At 36.0% G+C, this 15,863-nt stretch carries 13 protein-coding genes; 6 read left to right on the top strand and 7 right to left on the bottom strand.

What is annotated here, in order from left to right; translation table 11 throughout:
* Positions 1 to 2 precede the first annotated feature (2 nt).
* The gene (locus tag B045_RS0100090; RefSeq protein WP_018462221.1) at positions 3 to 794 is read left to right on the top strand and encodes a DUF5715 family protein; all 792 of its coding nucleotides are present in this window, start codon (positions 3 to 5) and stop codon (positions 792 to 794) included.
* Here the strand turns inward: B045_RS0100090 and B045_RS0100095 are convergent.
* Positions 776 to 1,696, bottom strand: a complete 921-nt coding sequence (locus B045_RS0100095) for a TIGR01212 family radical SAM protein (RefSeq protein WP_018462222.1) — start codon at positions 1,694 to 1,696, stop codon at positions 776 to 778. The genes B045_RS0100090 and B045_RS0100095 overlap by 19 nt on opposite strands.
* Positions 1,697 to 1,875: 179 nt before the next feature.
* On the opposite strand from B045_RS0100095, the gene B045_RS0100100 reads away from it, so the two are divergent.
* Positions 1,876 to 4,080, top strand: a complete 2,205-nt coding sequence (locus tag B045_RS0100100) for a S9 family peptidase (RefSeq protein WP_025882883.1) — start codon at positions 1,876 to 1,878, stop codon at positions 4,078 to 4,080.
* A 39-nt stretch (positions 4,081 to 4,119) separates the two neighbouring features.
* Here the strand turns inward: B045_RS0100100 and B045_RS0100105 are convergent, their stop codons facing one another.
* From B045_RS0100105 to B045_RS0100130, 6 genes are all read right to left on the bottom strand, one after another.
* Positions 4,120 to 4,386, bottom strand: coding sequence for a PqqD family protein (locus B045_RS0100105; protein ID WP_018462224.1), 267 nt, complete (start codon positions 4,384 to 4,386; stop codon positions 4,120 to 4,122).
* A gap of 15 nt (positions 4,387 to 4,401) precedes the next feature.
* A complete protein-coding gene (locus tag B045_RS0100110) occupies positions 4,402 to 4,887 on the bottom strand; it encodes a S24/S26 family peptidase (protein WP_018462225.1) in 486 nt (161 codons plus the stop codon).
* Positions 4,860 to 5,747 carry a hypothetical protein gene (locus B045_RS0100115; protein WP_018462226.1) on the bottom strand — a complete coding sequence of 296 codons (888 nt, stop codon included), beginning with the start codon at positions 5,745 to 5,747 and terminating at the stop codon, positions 4,860 to 4,862. The genes B045_RS0100110 and B045_RS0100115 overlap by 28 nt, the downstream gene beginning before the upstream one ends.
* Before the next feature lie 25 nt (positions 5,748 to 5,772).
* Entirely contained in the window at positions 5,773 to 6,351 is a 579-nt protein-coding gene (locus B045_RS14045) for a hypothetical protein (RefSeq protein WP_202900283.1), read from the bottom strand.
* A gap of 57 nt (positions 6,352 to 6,408) precedes the next feature.
* Positions 6,409 to 7,272, bottom strand: a complete 864-nt coding sequence (locus B045_RS0100125) for a sigma-70 family RNA polymerase sigma factor (protein WP_018462228.1) — start codon at positions 7,270 to 7,272, stop codon at positions 6,409 to 6,411.
* Between the two features lie 165 nt (positions 7,273 to 7,437).
* Positions 7,438 to 8,919 (bottom strand): trypsin-like peptidase domain-containing protein, encoded by a 1,482-nt coding sequence (locus B045_RS0100130; protein ID WP_018462229.1) that lies wholly within the window; start codon positions 8,917 to 8,919, stop codon positions 7,438 to 7,440.
* A 446-nt stretch (positions 8,920 to 9,365) separates the two neighbouring features.
* Here B045_RS0100130 and B045_RS0100135 point away from each other — a divergent pair, with 446 nt between their 5' ends.
* The 4 genes from B045_RS0100135 to B045_RS0100150 all read left to right on the top strand — a co-directional run bounded on the left by B045_RS0100135 (position 9,366) and on the right by B045_RS0100150 (position 15,824).
* Complete coding sequence (locus tag B045_RS0100135; RefSeq protein WP_018462230.1) at positions 9,366 to 10,667, top strand: MATE family efflux transporter; 1,302 nt, start codon at positions 9,366 to 9,368, stop codon at positions 10,665 to 10,667.
* Complete coding sequence (rmuC, locus tag B045_RS0100140; protein ID WP_018462231.1) at positions 10,664 to 11,959, top strand: DNA recombination protein RmuC; 1,296 nt, start codon at positions 10,664 to 10,666, stop codon at positions 11,957 to 11,959. Before B045_RS0100135 ends, rmuC begins: the two co-directional genes overlap by 4 nt.
* A gap of 193 nt (positions 11,960 to 12,152) precedes the next feature.
* Positions 12,153 to 14,414, top strand: a complete 2,262-nt coding sequence (locus B045_RS0100145; protein ID WP_018462232.1) for an aconitate hydratase — start codon at positions 12,153 to 12,155, stop codon at positions 14,412 to 14,414.
* 63 nt (positions 14,415 to 14,477) lie between these two features.
* Complete coding sequence (locus B045_RS0100150; protein ID WP_018462233.1) at positions 14,478 to 15,824, top strand: citrate/2-methylcitrate synthase; 1,347 nt, start codon at positions 14,478 to 14,480, stop codon at positions 15,822 to 15,824.
* Positions 15,825 to 15,863: the final 39 nt, after the last annotated feature.

The following is a 15,863-nucleotide window of genomic DNA, read 5'->3' on the forward strand; positions in this document are numbered from 1 at the left end:
TCATGAAGATATCAAAGAATAGATTTTTACAGGGTTTTGGTATTATTGTTGTGCTACTTGGCATAATAAGATGCACGTTTCCGAATGTTGTAAAAACACATATAAGTATATTAAAACCTGATAGTTCATGCCATAAAACTGCCAATAAATCTATTGAAAATGCAGATGAGTATTCACAAAAAATACCAGTAGCATCTAAATTCTTCAATAAAGATGGCTCGTTAGTGAAAAATAAGATATATAGTGTCCCTAATTTTGGGATTGCTTTCCCTGATCAAAATGACGTTCAATTAATTTCTGCAAGAAAATATGGAGTAAATCCTGTTCAGAATCGCGATGAAGCAGGACAACGTATTAGCGAACTTGTTTATATTGGTAGTAATCCATATTATTATGTTGACAATCTGAAATCAAGTATTCCATACCTTGTACCACGTGCTGCAGTTTTACTTCAAGACATTGCACGTAACTTCTTTGATTCACTGCAAGTTAAAAGGATTCCACTACATAAAATTATTATTACTAGTGCGATGCGTTCAAAGTCTGATGTTCAAAAATTAAGAAGCCACAATGGTAACGCTACACAAAATAGTTGTCACCTTTATGGAACTACTGTTGACGTATGTTACAACAGATATAAAACTGTAGAAGCACCAGGGGAGAATAGGCGCAAAGTAAGAAACGATACCTTGAAATGGGTTTTAAGTGAAGTTCTCAATGATATGCGCGAGCAAAATCGCTGCCACATCAAATATGAAGTTCATCAAGGATGTTTTCATATAACGGTTAAATAGGAATCTCCTTGCTTAATGTTTTTTTCCTTTAGATAATTCACAAAAAGGTTTGTAAACTCATAATTTTTCAGACCCCACTTTGGCGCTATAAGCATATCTGCCGGTGACTGACTAACAAAGCGTTCCAATACAATATTTGTATTGAGATTACGAATATACTCTGCTAATAATTGTATATATTCATCAACACTGTAAACTTTAAACTGTTTTTCAGCATACTGTGTTGCTAGTTTGGTTCCTTTTATTACTTGTAACTGATGAATTTTAAGAATATCTATTGGAAGTTGTGAAATCGTTCTGGCTTGCTTCAAGCATTCCTGAGCATCTTCACCAGGCAATCCTAATATTACATGACCACAGCATAGTATTCCATGTTCGTGTGTACGCTGTATAGCTTTACAACTACATTCAAAGTCATGTCCTCTATTTATATTCTTAAGAGTTTTATCGTTCGCACTCTCAATACCATATTCAACTATAACGAAAGTACGTTCTTTTAGTTCTTCAAGAAAATCAAGTAATTCATCGCTAACGCAGTCTGGACGAGTACCAATTACAATTCCCACGACATCTTCTACTTCCAAAGCTTCAAGATACATTTTCTTTAACTCGTCCATCGGTGCATAAGTATTTGTAAAAGCTTGAAAATATGCTAAATATTTCATGTCAGGATACTTACTCCTAAAAAATTCTTTACCTTCTTTTATCTGCTGAGATATAGTTTTTTTAGGATTACAATATGATGGATTAAATGTTTTGTTATCACAAAACACACAACCTCCATAGCTTATTCTACCATCTCTGTTTGGGCATGAAAAGCCAGCATCAATACTTATTTTTTGTACTTTATATGGTAATACTGTTTTTATCCAAGTAGAAAAATCATTATAATATCCATTCATGCTGCAAAGATATGAAAAAAAAGTCCATGTATTATTACTTTTACTTTATTTTGCTGCTATTCTGTAACAAAAATACGAATATTATAAATTATTTGTTTTGTTTTTAGTCATTGCAAGCTTATAATAGATATTTTTTCATTAATTTTGTATTCAAATTTTAAACACTTAATTTTCATCTTATGAAGAAATTTTTTGTAATGTGTATATCTTTACTTTTAGCTTCATCCCAAATGAATGCCAATAAGATCATAACACTGAAAGATGTTACAGGAAACACCTTTTCACCAGAGTATGTTACAGGCGTAAATCCACTTCCAGGAACAGATCAATACGCTAATATTAGTGAAAACAAGAAGCAGATTCTTACTTATTCTTTCAAAAACGGAAAGCAAACAGGAATCATGTTTGATGTGAATAACACTCAGGGTGAAAAAATAAATGACTTTGATGGATATATATTATCACCAGATTCAAAGTATTTACTTATTCAGACAGATACTCGTAAAATTTACAGACGTTCTTTTACGGCTGTATATTATATATATAATGTGGCAAGTCGCAAACTTGAAAAGCTTTCAGACGGTGGTCCGCAACAAATTCCTACTTGGTCACCTGACGGACAACAGATAGCATTTGTAAGAGATAATAATATTTTCCTTGTAAAACTGTTATACGGAAACGCTGAAAGTCAAATTACGAAGGATGGAAAATTTAACGAGATAATCAATGGCGTACCTGATTGGGTAAACGAAGAAGAGTTTTCTACAAATAAATCTTTATGCTTCACTGCTGACAGCAAGATGATATGCTGGGTGAAATATGATGAAAGTAGAGTAAAACAATATCCATTGGAATTTTATAAAGGAGAAGCCCCAAGCATTGGTAGCAATTCTGTTTATCCTAGTATATATTCATATAAATACCCAAAAGCAGGAGAAGATAATTCTTTAGTATCTGTTTGGAGTTATAATATTAGTAGTCATAAAACGAACAAACTTCAAGTTCCTTTAAATTCTGACGGATATATACCAAGAATCAAACCAACAACAGAAGCAGAGAAGATTATTGTTTTCACAATGAATCGTCATCAAGATGAACTGAATCTGTATAGTGTAAATCCACGCACTACGACATCACAGCTTTTGATAAAAGAAAAAACAGATAAGTATGTCAAGGAAGAGGCGATGGAAGATATTATCATTGGTAAGAATTCTATAATATTCCCAAGTGATCGTGATGGTTATATGCACCTATACCAATATAGCATGAATGGCAGTTTGCTACGCAAAATTGGTAATGGAAATTATGATATAACAAGCGTTTATGGATTTGACGAATTATCAGGTGATGTGTATTATCAGGCAGCTGCTCTTAACCCACATGACAGGCAGATATATGTTTCAAAAAAGAACGGCAAAATAGAAAGACTGACAGATGCAGATGGTTACAACTCAGCTATTTTCTCTGGCGATTATAAATATTTCTTGAATACATGGGGTAATTACAATACACCTTATGTTTTCACGATTAGAAATAATGATGGAAAAATCATATCAACTCCTGTTACCAACAATGAACTAAAAGAAAAGATAAAGGAATATGGTTTCACACCACGTGAAGAGTTCTCATTCACTACATCAGAAGGCGTAAAACTTGACGGTTGGATGGTTAAGCCTACTAATTTTGATAAGAACAAAAAGTATCCTGTGATAATGTTCCAATATAGTGGTCCTGGAAGCCAACAGGTTTTAAATTCATGGAGTGCAGGTTCTATGGGAAACGGGGGTGCATTTGACCAATATTTAGCACAACAAGGATTTATTATTGTATGTGTTGATGGCCGTGGTACTGGCGGTAGAGGTTCTGATTTTGAAAAATGCACCTATCTTAAAATGGGCGAATTGGAATCTAAAGATCAAGTTGAAACAGCACTATGGTTGGGCAAACAAGAATATGTAGATAAAAACAAGATTGGCATCTGGGGATGGAGTTTTGGAGGGTTCAATACATTGATGTCAATGAGTGAAGGAACTCCTGTATTTGCAGCCGGAGTTGCGGTAGCCCCACCAACAAACTGGCATTTCTATGACACAATATATACCGAGCGCTATATGAGAACACCAAAGGAAAACTCAAATGGATATGCAACAAATCCAATAGAACGTGCAAATAATCTTCATGGTGCATTACTTATATGTCACGGTCTTGCAGATGATAATGTTCATCCACAAAACACCATAGAATATTCTGAGGCGTTAGTTCAGGCTGACAAAGATTTTAAGGAGAATTTCTATACGAATAGAAATCATGGTATAAGTGGTGGAAACACTAGAAACCATTTGCTAAGACAAATAACAACTTGGTTTACAGAACACCTTAAATAACAAAATGGGCAGGAAATTTAATTCCTGCCCATTATTTTTTTATTCTATTATTCCAGCATTAAGCCAAGACTTAACTAAACTATTAACGTCTGATTTAGCTGTAATCTCATCTACATCATATTCTTCTGTCAGTAGTTTAACAAGTTCATCTTCAGAGAAATCCTTATCCTGAATATTTTTCCAAAGATAGGCTGAACTTTCATTCATACTAATGATGTTGCTAAAATCTATATTTTCTTCACCTTCGGCGACAATCACATTCTCACCACATATCTGGCGAAGATTAAATCCATTTTTTGTTCTCATCTGTTTATTATATTATTATAATGTTCCAAATATTTTTATCCAAATTCTCCTATAAAACGCAAGCAAATAGCGTCTGATAGGGTATAAGCTCATCCAAATGAACGAATACACTTTCCATTTCGTTCCGCCTGTACTGTCAACTCTTTTATTTCCTTTTCGGTAAAATCCAATTGCTTTTCCTAATATATCACTTCTAAGGCAATGCTCATCACTAAGATTACCATCACCTCTGAGTGTTATTGCATCATCGTTTATTTTTACAATTCGATGTAATACAAATTTATGTGGTAATATTTCGGCAAGTACAGCATCACCAACTTTTATACGGTCAGTCTTTTTCAATAAAGCCTTATCGCGGTTGTCTTCTAAAAAAGGGCGCATGCTATATCCTCTAAGTATAAGGGTTACAGTATGTCCTTCTTTTAGAATGTTAGCAATTTCAGGCAATAGTAATGCATTGCTAAAAGTCTTTTTTATTGTTTCGATATCGTCTTTTGACATATTTCTGCAGCTTCTTTTTCAGGCGTACAATGCAAAGTATAAATAGATACTTTTTCAATTATTCTACTTATCACGTTGCATATATTATTAAATATATCCTTATCCCATTTCATTGATGAACACGATGGTAATACCGATGCAAATGATTCAACTGGTGATAATCTGTCTATACTATTTGATTTTGCTCTGTCAATACGTGTAATTGCTCCGAGTGGTGCCTTCACATTTCTGTAACATGGAGTCTTACCGCTCCAAGGACTACCATATATATATGGACTACCATTTATTAGCCTTATTACTGGATTATCATCATTCATTAGGTCACAATTTGGTATATATCTCAGCCACAAGCTTACCTGAGTACTTTTACCTGTACCGCTTTTTGCTACGAAAGCATAACCATAGCCATTGTGTCTAACCAATGAAGCATGCACAAGAATAGTGTCTTTAGAGCTTCCCGCAAAAGCCATAATAAGCATTAATGCGTTGTTTAAGCCAAAACTTTGCATCGTGCGTGTACCATATAGTCTGCATCTGCAATCCGAGAAATCCTTATTTGTAACCAAAAGAACGCAGTCTTCATCCTTGATATTCTTGATAATAAATTGATATCCACCGTCATCAAGTAAGTCAACAACAGTGTCACCATTACCTGTATCAAAAGCTCTTATCCTGTGAACTCTATCACCATCGATAAGTTCAATGGACTCATCTATTGTGAGTTTGAACAATAATTCTTCGTTGACAGGTTTCTCACACTTAAATGGAATAAATGATGGCAACAAACTTAAAAAATTAAGTACATTGCCATCATTATAGATATTTATTATATGGTCAGCGATCCTATAATATGAATTCATAAAACTATGTATTTTATAGTCTATATCAGTTCATACCACCATTTCCTTGACCACCCATCATACCGCCATTGCTATGACCACCCATCATGCCACCTTTTCTTTGATTAGGTTTTTCGCCTTTAGGTGCCATGCGTTCGCGTTTTTTATTATTTTTCTTAGCCTCTTCGGCATTCTTCTCAATCTTCTTCGCAGTTTCATCATCAGGGTAAATGCCCTTATATTGAAATTCACTAGCAGATATATCTTTTATCAAATAACGGAACTTGCTCTTTTTCTTTACATTCGTAAATGAATACTTCTTTTTCATATATAGCAACTTCTTTTCCAAATCTTTACGATCTTTACTCCATATAGTTACACATGTAGCATGCTCCATATGCAATTTCACAAGATAATCGCGAAGTTGATATGAATAGTTGTCACGACTATACAAAAATCCTTGCTTTTCTATCCAAGCAGAATCAACTTCTTGAATATCAGTGAAATATACTGTGGAATCATTGAATGATGCACCAAATCCATACATATAAACTTTGCTTATATTTCCAGCGAAAACAGGCTGCATGGCTACAGATGCCAAAGCCGCAATTATTAATCTCCTCAATCTCATTTACCTTTGATTTATTATTGTATATTCTGTTATAACGTATTGTTAATTGTATTATTGTCCAAGATAAGATTTTAGATATTTATTTTTAGTATTATGTCGAAGACGGCGTATGGCTTTCTCCTTTATTTGTCTGACACGTTCACGAGTAAGACCATATTTATCTCCAATTTCCTCCAATGTCATTTCTGACTGGTTTATACCGAAAAACGCTTCTACAATACTACGTTCTCTATCATTAAGGGTTTTTAAAGCCCTTGATATCTCATCACGCAACGATTCCAGAATAAGTTCATTGTCAGCCATTGTTGCATCATTGTTTGGAAGCACATCTAAAAGACTATTATCTTCTCCATCAATAAAAGGTGCGTCTACAGACACATGTCTACCATTAACCTTCATAGCATCAGCTATCTTGTCTTCTGGTAAATCTATTTTGTCAGCAATCTCCTCTATACTCGGATAACGTTCATTTTCTTGTTCAAATTTGTTCAGCATCCGATTTATCTTATTCACAGACCCAACTTGATTCAATGGCAATCTGACAATTCTGCTTTGTTCAGCTATGGCCTGTAAAATACTTTGCCTAATCCACCACACCGCATAAGAAATAAACTTGAATCCTCTAGTCTCATCAAATTTCTCGGCAGCTTTTATCAATCCCAAGTTTCCTTCATTAATCAAATCTGGCAGACTTAGTCCCTGATTTTGATATTGTTTTGCCACAGAAACCACAAATCTCAGGTTAGCTTTTGTAAGTTTCTCCAGAGCAATGCGGTCACCTTTTTTAATACGTTGCGCAAGTTCAACTTCTTCCTCAACAGAAATCAAATCTTCATGACCTATTTCCTGTAAGTATTTATCGAGCGATGCACTTTCTCGATTAGTTATTGATTTTGTGATTTTCAGTTGTCTCATTAAGCGTTAAATTTATTATGTGCGTGGCAAAAATACGGTTTTTATATTTCTTATGCAAATATTTTGTTGTTTTTTTATATTGAATGCCAACAAATTGAAAGACAAGCACATACAAAAAAAATGGTGGACATCTCTGCCCACCATGTAAAATTATATTGTTTGCTATTACTCAGAAAGTTTTACCACTTTATAGTCACGTTTTCCTGTTGGCCAAACACCCTTAATAATCAAAACAGGATCCTTGCTTGTTGAAGCACTCTTTACCAAATCCTGAAGGTCACTGATGCTCTTCAAAGGTGTGTCATTAGCGTACTGCATAATAAATCCTTCACCTATGCCGCCATCTTTAATTGAACCTTTGCTAACTTTGGTTACTTCAAGGCCGAAGCTAATATCCAAATCCTTCTTCTGCTGTTCGCTAATAGGGCGGAAGCTAGCTCCCAATACATCAAGGTCTGCAGTCTTGACAACCTTAGTATTACCTTGTGCATTCTTTAGCTCTATGGTCTTTGACTTTTTATTTTTATTGTGAAGATAAACAATGTTTATTTCATCACCAGGACGCTTCTTTGACAATAGTTCCTGAAGTTCCGACATTTTTGTTATCTTCTTACCGTCTGCATTGATAATAACATCACCCTTAGTGATACCTGCTGCAGCGGCAGAACTACCCTCAACAACGTCTGCTACATAAACACCTTCGTTCGTGCCTAGGTCAACATCTTTGTGATCGTCTTTTTGGCTATTGATATAATTAAGTACATCACCACCCTGAATGCCAAGTACGGCGCGTTGAACAGTACCATATTGTTTCAAGTCACTAATAACCTTATTCATAATTGTTGTTGGAATTGCAAAACCATAACCGCTATATGAGCCCGTCTGTGAATAAAGCATAGCATTGATACCAACAAGTTCTCCACGAGTATTTACCAACGCACCTCCTGAGTTTCCAGGATTGATTGCAGCATCTGTCTGTATGAAACTTGAAATAGAAGGGCCTTCGCCACCTCCGCCACCAATAGAGCGGGCTTTCGCACTTACGATTCCTGCAGTAACAGTAGAACTAAGATTATATGGATTTCCTACAGCTAGGACCCATTCACCTACCTTAAGGTTATCACTGTCACCAACAGGAAGAGTAGGGAGATTCTTTGCATTTATTTTTATAAGTGCCAAATCTGTATTTGGGTCTGTACCCACAATTCTTGCAGAAAACTCTCTGTTATCGTTCAAGGTAACGGTAAGTTCATCGGCACCATTAACAACATGATTATTTGTTACAATATATCCGTCTTCGCTAATAATAACACCACTTCCTGTAGCTTCTCTCTTTGGAGTCTGCATCTGACGCTTCTGACTCCCTCCATTGTTTTGATTTGGATTCCCGAAGAATCCAAATGGATCGAAGAAATCAAAAGGATCGCCTTCTCCTGCATCAACGGTCTGTACCTTTGAGTTCTGTACGTATTTAATATGTACAACGGCAGGAACAGCTTTCTCGGCTGCATAAGTCAAGTCTACAGGCTGAGCCGGAGCAGCATTCATAATAGCAGGTGCAGCATTTGCACTTACAAATGTACCCGCTGAGAGACCAAGTGCAATTATGCACGCGGTGACATAAACACGATTACCGTAATTTTTCATAATCTAATATTTTTCTAGTTTATACTTTCAATTATCAATTGGTTGCAAATATATAAGCAATAATCGTAAAAGAAGTATTTTTGTTTAATCCTTTATTCGATTTTAACACTTATATTTAACACTTTAACGGCTCTTAAACGTGCTAAATATATTTTTTAAACTTATTAATGACCAGTTTAAATGATTATTGATAAAAAACCAAAAATAGATAATTCCTTATTCTTAATTATAATACAAGAGTTGTAAAAACAATAGTTAATTTATTATGTCTGTATTTGATATGCACGATTGCTCCTTTTACATTTATGATTAGTACGCCTCAAAAGATTTCTATGAGTATAGATATATACTATAATAGATAGGTGAACATGAATTTCAAACGACAATATAATAAAAAAACAAGTTTTTATTTTGAATTACGTCAGTCTTGCATTATCTTTGCATTAATGATTCCTATAGATAAAAACATACTAAAGCTTGCAATACCTTCGATAATATCAAATATTACCGTACCGCTTATCGGACTGGTAGATCTAACGATAATTGGACATATAGGATCAGCATCATATATCGGTGCTATTTCTGTTGGAACAATGATATTCAATGTCATATATTGGATGTTCGGATTTTTGAGAATGGGTAATAGTGGTATGGCATCACAGGCATTAGGACGTAGGGATAATAAAACTTTAAGACAACTTCTAGTGCGCTCTATGATAATTGCTGTTTCTATAGGATTAGCACTGATTATATTGCAGCATCCGTTACGTGAATTGGCTATCTGGGCAATCGGTCCGTCTAAAGATGTAATATCTCTTGCAGCTGTATATTTTAATATCTGTATATGGGGTGCGCCTGCTGTATTATCCTTATATGGTTTGAATGGATGGTTTATCGGTATGCAGAATACAAAGATACCAATGTATGTAGCTATTTTGCAGAATATAATCAATGTAATTTTCAGCCTGTTGTTTGTTTTGGTTTTCAAAATGAAAATAGAGGGTGTTGCCTATGGCGCATTGATTGCACAATGGAGCGGGTGGGCTATAGCTATGTTCTTTGTTATCAAGCGGGTTAAATTCATTAAAGGTTTCGGCAAGACACATATAGCCCTGAAATGGATGGATATATTTAGTGTAAACCGTGACATATTTATAAGAACATTATTTTTGGTTTCGGTGAATCTCTCGTTTATTGCAGTCGGAGCTCGTCATGGCGATATAATACTTTCTGTAAACACGTTATTAATGACCTTCTTCACTATATTTTCATATATCATGGACGGCTTTGCATTTGCTGCCGAAGCATTATGTGGTAAAGCATACGGCGAACAAGATAAAGCTAAATTTAGTCTTACTGTAAGCCGACTCATGCGTTGGGGATTATATATGGCAATCGCATTTACATTATTATACATATGTGGTGGAAATAATTTTTTGACGTTAATAACCAATAATAAAGATGTTATCGCCGCCGCTTCACCTTATATGTTATGGGCAATACTCATACCAATATGTGGATTTATGGCATTTGTTTTCGATGGCATCTACATCGGTTCTACTGCCACGCAATATATGTTGATTTCATCATTCATAGCTACAATATGTTTCTATTCGGTGTATTTTTCCTTGGAGTCTAGATTTGGAAATCATGCATTATGGATAGCTTTCATATTATTTTTATTGATGCGTGGAGTTATTCAACAAACATTATTAAATAAGGTAAAATCTAAAATAGTTCAATTATGATTATATTATATGTTTTGGTAGGCTTAATACTCGGTGGTGGTGGTGCCTATATGTTTTTAAATGGTAAACTGACACAGGCCAAAGTTGCTTATGGAAGTTTGGAAACACAACTCAATGCCGAAAAGAGATTGCATGAGAATGATGTTAATGCATTAAAGGATAAATACGAACACGAACTGGAACTGCGTAATGAGCAGAATTCTAAAGAGAATGCAATGCGCCAGCAACAATTCAACGAACAACTTAATACAATCAAGGAACAATTCCAAAATCTTGCAACACGAGTATTGGAACAGACTACAGCTAAACTAAAGACTGATAATATTGAATCGATAGACAATATTACCAAACCACTGAAACAGAATATTGTTCAACTCCAAGATGCCATTAGTAAAACAAATAATGAGACTGCAAAGAATACAGCATCACTATCTGAACAACTAAAGACGATGGCCGCGCAGACTGATAAGATTAACCAATCAGCTACAAGACTTACAAATGTGATGCGTGGTGCAAATAAAGTACAGGGTAATTGGGGAGAACTTGCATTGATGAATCTTCTTGACAGTCAAGGGCTCCGACTCGGAATAGATTATGATGTGCAGCAGACTATAACTGACGAAAAAGGTAATGCTGTTATCAATGATGAAAGCGGAAAGAAAATGATTCCCGACGTTGTACTGCATTATCCAAACAACGAAGATGTCATTATCGATTCAAAGATGACGATTGATGCCTATGCTAATTACATGAATGCAGAAGACGAAATTGCAAAGAAGAAGTATACCGATGATGTTGTTAAGAGCATACGCACTCAGTTCACGCAACTTTCAAAGAAGGATTACAGTGCTTATGTGAAAGCTCCTAGGTGTGCCATCGACTTTGTCATTATGTATATTCCTTATGAGGGAGCTTTGCAACTGGCTTTAGCATCTGATCCTAAATTGTGGCATGATGCATTTGAAAAACACGTGTTTATCACTAGCCAGCAAAACCTTATGGCTATACTAAAGATCATACAGATTGCATGGAGACAGTACACACAGTCTGAAAATCAGAAACGTGTATTCGACATGGCTGACGAACTACTTAAACGAGTAGGGGAATTCATTAAGCGATTTGATAAGGTTGGAAAGGATATAGAAACCATACACAAAGATTACGACGAGGCATATAAAAAGGCTCATACTGGAAGACAGAGCATCGTGCAAAAAGCAAACGACTTGAAGCTGTTGGGAGCAAAAGAAAGTGCTAATCTTCCAATCCCTGAAGCAGACCCTTCACTTGAATGATAATTCATATTTAGCTCCGACTTTTAAATTATTATGCAGTTATTTATCCTTTTATGCAATTTATTTACACCATAAATAACTATTTTATTAAAAAATAGTTGCAAATAGACAAATAACCGCTCGAAAATGTTACAGTTGCGCAATTATTTAGTATATTTGCATGCAAGTTAATACATTAAAGGTAAAATAAGATATGATACTGGATACAGAAATGTTACGAAGTTTTTATGCTTCATATTCAGAAAGCGTAGATAAAGCTAAAGAAACGATCAAGCGCCCGCTCACGTATGCCGAGAAAGTGCTTTTTGCACACATGTATGAAAATTCAGATCTTAAACCATTTAAAAGGGGTGTTGATTATGTGAATTTTCGTCCTGACAGAGTAGCAATGCAAGACGCGACAGCACAGATGGCTTTGTTGCAGTTTATGAATGCAGGAAAAGATAAAGTTGCTGTTCCGGCTTCAGTGCATTGTGATCATCTTATCCGTGCTGATATTGGTGTAGAGAAAGATTTACCTTCAGCCACTGCTACAAATAAAGAAGTTTATGATTTCTTAAAGTCTGTATCTAAAAAATATCATATTGGTTTTTGGGGTCCTGGAGCTGGTATCATTCATCAGGTTGTATTAGAGAACTATGCGTTCCCTGGTGGCATGATGGTCGGAACAGACTCTCATACTCCTAATGCCGGTGGCTTGGGTATGGTTGCTGTGGGTGTAGGAGGTGCTGATGCTGTGGATGTGCTTACAGCACAACCATGGGAACTAAAGATGCCTAAACTTATTGGAGTTAGACTTCACGGCAAATTATCAGGATGGGCTAGTCCTAAAGACGTTATTTTGAAGATATTGGGTATACTTACTGTAAAGGGGGGTACAAATTCTATATTGGAATACTTTGGTGACGGACTTGAATCTATCTCAACAACAGGCAAAGCCACTATCTGTAATATGGGAGCTGAATTGGGAGCTACATGCTCTATATTTCCTTATGACAATAATGCCGATGAATATCTTAGAAATACAGGACGTGAAGAAGTTGCAATTTTCGCAAAAAACAATATAAAGAATCTTCGTGCAGACGATGAGGTCTATGCTACACCAGAAAAGTATTACGACCTGATTGTTGATATCAACCTGAATGAAGTTGAGCCACATCTTAATGGACCATTCACTCCTGATGCAGCGACACCTATATCACAGATGAAGGTTAAGGGACCAGCCAATGACTATCCAATGGATGTAGAGGTGGCTTTGATAGGAAGTTGCACCAACTCCAGCTATCAGGATTTGGCACGTGCCGCAAGTGTTGCCCGACAGGCATATAAACAAAATATTCCAGTTAAGGCACAACTAATTATAAATCCAGGATCAGAACAGATTAGATGTACTGCAGAACGTGATGGTATTCTTGACGACTTGAAGAAAATCGGAGCCGTGATAATGACAAATGCTTGCGGACCATGTATAGGCCAATGGAAACGTCATACTAATGATAACAATCGTAAGAACGCCATAGTCACATCATTTAATCGTAACTTCCGACGCCGTGCAGACGGTAATCCAAATACATACGCTTTTATTGCCGGTCCAGAACTCACAACGGCGATAGCAATATCTGGCAGGCTAGACTTTAATCCAGCAACAGATATGGTTTGCGATAAAGACGGAAACTATGTGAAGCTTGATGAGCCAACAGGATATACATTTCCTCCAAAGGGATTCACAGTAGAGGATAATGGATTTATCGCACCGTCAGAAAGCAACAGTGATATAGAAATAATTATATCAGAACAATCTGATCGACTCCAAAAGTTGGAACCGTTTGCAGAATGGAGTGGTAAAGATTACAAAGATATGCCTTTACTCATAAAGACGAAAGGAAAATGCACAACTGACCATATATCTATGGCAGGACCATGGCTTAAATTCCGTGGACATCTGCAAAACATATCTGATAATCTTCTTATGGGCGCAGTTAATGCTTTCAATGATGAAAGTAATTGTGTGAAAGACCAACTAGACGGAGAATATAAGGAAGTATCCAGTGCTGCTAAAGACTATAAGCAGAATAATATAGACTCTATCGTCATTGCTGAAGACAATTATGGAGAAGGTTCAAGCCGCGAACATGCAGCAATGGAACCACGTTTCCTAAATGTAAAGGTTATATTGGCAAAGAGTTTCGCACGTATACATGAGACGAATCTTAAAAAGCAAGGTATGCTAGCGCTTACCTTCGTAAACAAAGATGATTATGACAAGGTGCAAGAAGATGATCGCATTTCTATTTCTGGGTTGACTGGTTTCGCACCAGGCAAACATCTGACTGTGATATTGAAACACAATGACGGTTTGACAGATGAGATAGAGGTTGAACACACTTATAATGATACGCAAATAGCATGGTTTAAAGCCGGAAGCGCTCTTAATTATGCAAGATTAAACAAATAAGATTAGGGTAATTAATCTAAGGATTTTACTTTTTATCTCTTTACTTTTTTTACTTTATTGATTATGAAGAAGGAATATTTAATTTACAAACTGTCTGATGCAGTTAAGAACACGTGCAAGATTCCACAGGAAACTTTCCAGGAATATGGCGTGAAAAGAGGACTTCGCAACGAAGACGGTTCCGGTGTCCTTGTTGGACTTACCAATATAGGTAATGTTGTGGGATATGATCGTGATAAAGACGGCAAACTCCAGCCATGTGCAGGAAAACTGTTCTATCGTGGCTATGAAGTTGACGACTTGGTATCTCCGCTTTTAAAAGAAAAGAGATTCGGTTTTGAGGAAATAGCCTTTCTATTACTTTCTGGTGAATTGCCTGATAAGGAAGAATTGGCAGCATTCCGTGAACTGCTGAATGACAACATGCCACTTGATCATCGTACAATAGTTCATATCATTGATCTTGAAGGATCAAATATCATGAATATATTGGCAAGATGCGTGTTAGAAATGTACACATTTGACCCAAATCCTGATGACATAAGCCGTGATAACCTTATGCGACAGAGCATTGAACTTATTGCTAAATTCCCTACAATTATAGCTTACGCATATAATATATACAGACATAGCGTTCAGGGACAAAGCTTGCATATACGTTACCCGAAGGAGAATCTTAGTATTGCAGAGAATTTCTTATTTATGCTGAAGCATAATCAGTATACAGAACTAGATGCGCGAACACTTGACCTTCTGTTGATCATTCAGGCAGAACATGGTGGTGGTAACAACTCTACATTCACAGTTCGTGTGACATCATCAACTCGTACAGATACCTATTCAAGTATTGCTGCGGGTATTGGTTCTTTGAAAGGTCCGTTGCATGGTGGTGCTAACATCAAGGTTATCAACATGTTCCACCACTTGAAAGAACATATAAAGGATTGGAAAAATACGGATGAAATAGACACATATCTGAACCGTATGCTTAATAAGGAAGCGTATGATAATACAGGACTTATCTACGGTATCGGCCACGCTGTTTATACAATGAGTGATCCTCGTGCTGTTGAATTAAAGAGACTTGCAGGTGAATTAGCTACAGAGAAGGGGCGTAGAGAAGAATATGATTTCTTGTGTTTGCTTGAACAAGAAGGTGTTAAAAGCGTTTCAGCATTCAGAAAGACTAAGAAACCTATTTGCGCAAACCTTGATTTCTACAGTGGATTTATCTATGAGATGATTGGTCTGCCACAAGAAATATACACACCAATATTTGCGATGGCGCGCATAGTTGGATGGACAGCTCACCGCATCGAAGAATTGAATTATGATGGAAGAAGAATCATTCGTCCAGCATATAAGAATATACAAGGGCAGAAAGAATATCAGCCAATTGACAAACGATGAAGCAATTAAACAAACAATAAAGACAACAACATTATATTT

This window comes from Segatella paludivivens DSM 17968 = JCM 13650, assembly GCF_000373185.1.
In the GTDB taxonomy this organism is placed as follows: Bacteria; Bacteroidota; Bacteroidia; order Bacteroidales; family Bacteroidaceae; genus Prevotella; species Prevotella paludivivens.

Excerpts from the sequence above, each read along its gene's own strand:
- B045_RS0100090 (WP_018462221.1), top strand. The coding sequence starts at position 3 with ATGAAGATATCAAAGAATAGATTTTTACAGGGTTTTGGTATTATTGTT.
- B045_RS0100095 (WP_018462222.1), bottom strand. The coding sequence starts at position 1,696 with ATGAATGGATATTATAATGATTTTTCTACTTGGATAAAAACAGTATTA.
- B045_RS0100100 (WP_025882883.1), top strand. The coding sequence starts at position 1,876 with ATGAAGAAATTTTTTGTAATGTGTATATCTTTACTTTTAGCTTCATCC.
- B045_RS0100105 (WP_018462224.1), bottom strand. The coding sequence starts at position 4,386 with ATGAGAACAAAAAATGGATTTAATCTTCGCCAGATATGTGGTGAGAAT.
- B045_RS0100110 (WP_018462225.1), bottom strand. The coding sequence starts at position 4,887 with ATGTCAAAAGACGATATCGAAACAATAAAAAAGACTTTTAGCAATGCA.
- B045_RS0100115 (WP_018462226.1), bottom strand. The coding sequence starts at position 5,747 with ATGAATTCATATTATAGGATCGCTGACCATATAATAAATATCTATAAT.
- B045_RS0100125 (WP_018462228.1), bottom strand. The coding sequence starts at position 7,272 with ATGAGACAACTGAAAATCACAAAATCAATAACTAATCGAGAAAGTGCA.
- B045_RS0100130 (WP_018462229.1), bottom strand. The coding sequence starts at position 8,919 with ATGAAAAATTACGGTAATCGTGTTTATGTCACCGCGTGCATAATTGCA.
- B045_RS0100135 (WP_018462230.1), top strand. The coding sequence starts at position 9,366 with ATGATTCCTATAGATAAAAACATACTAAAGCTTGCAATACCTTCGATA.
- rmuC (WP_018462231.1), top strand. The coding sequence starts at position 10,664 with ATGATTATATTATATGTTTTGGTAGGCTTAATACTCGGTGGTGGTGGT.
- B045_RS0100145 (WP_018462232.1), top strand. The coding sequence starts at position 12,153 with ATGATACTGGATACAGAAATGTTACGAAGTTTTTATGCTTCATATTCA.
- B045_RS0100150 (WP_018462233.1), top strand. The coding sequence starts at position 14,478 with ATGAAGAAGGAATATTTAATTTACAAACTGTCTGATGCAGTTAAGAAC.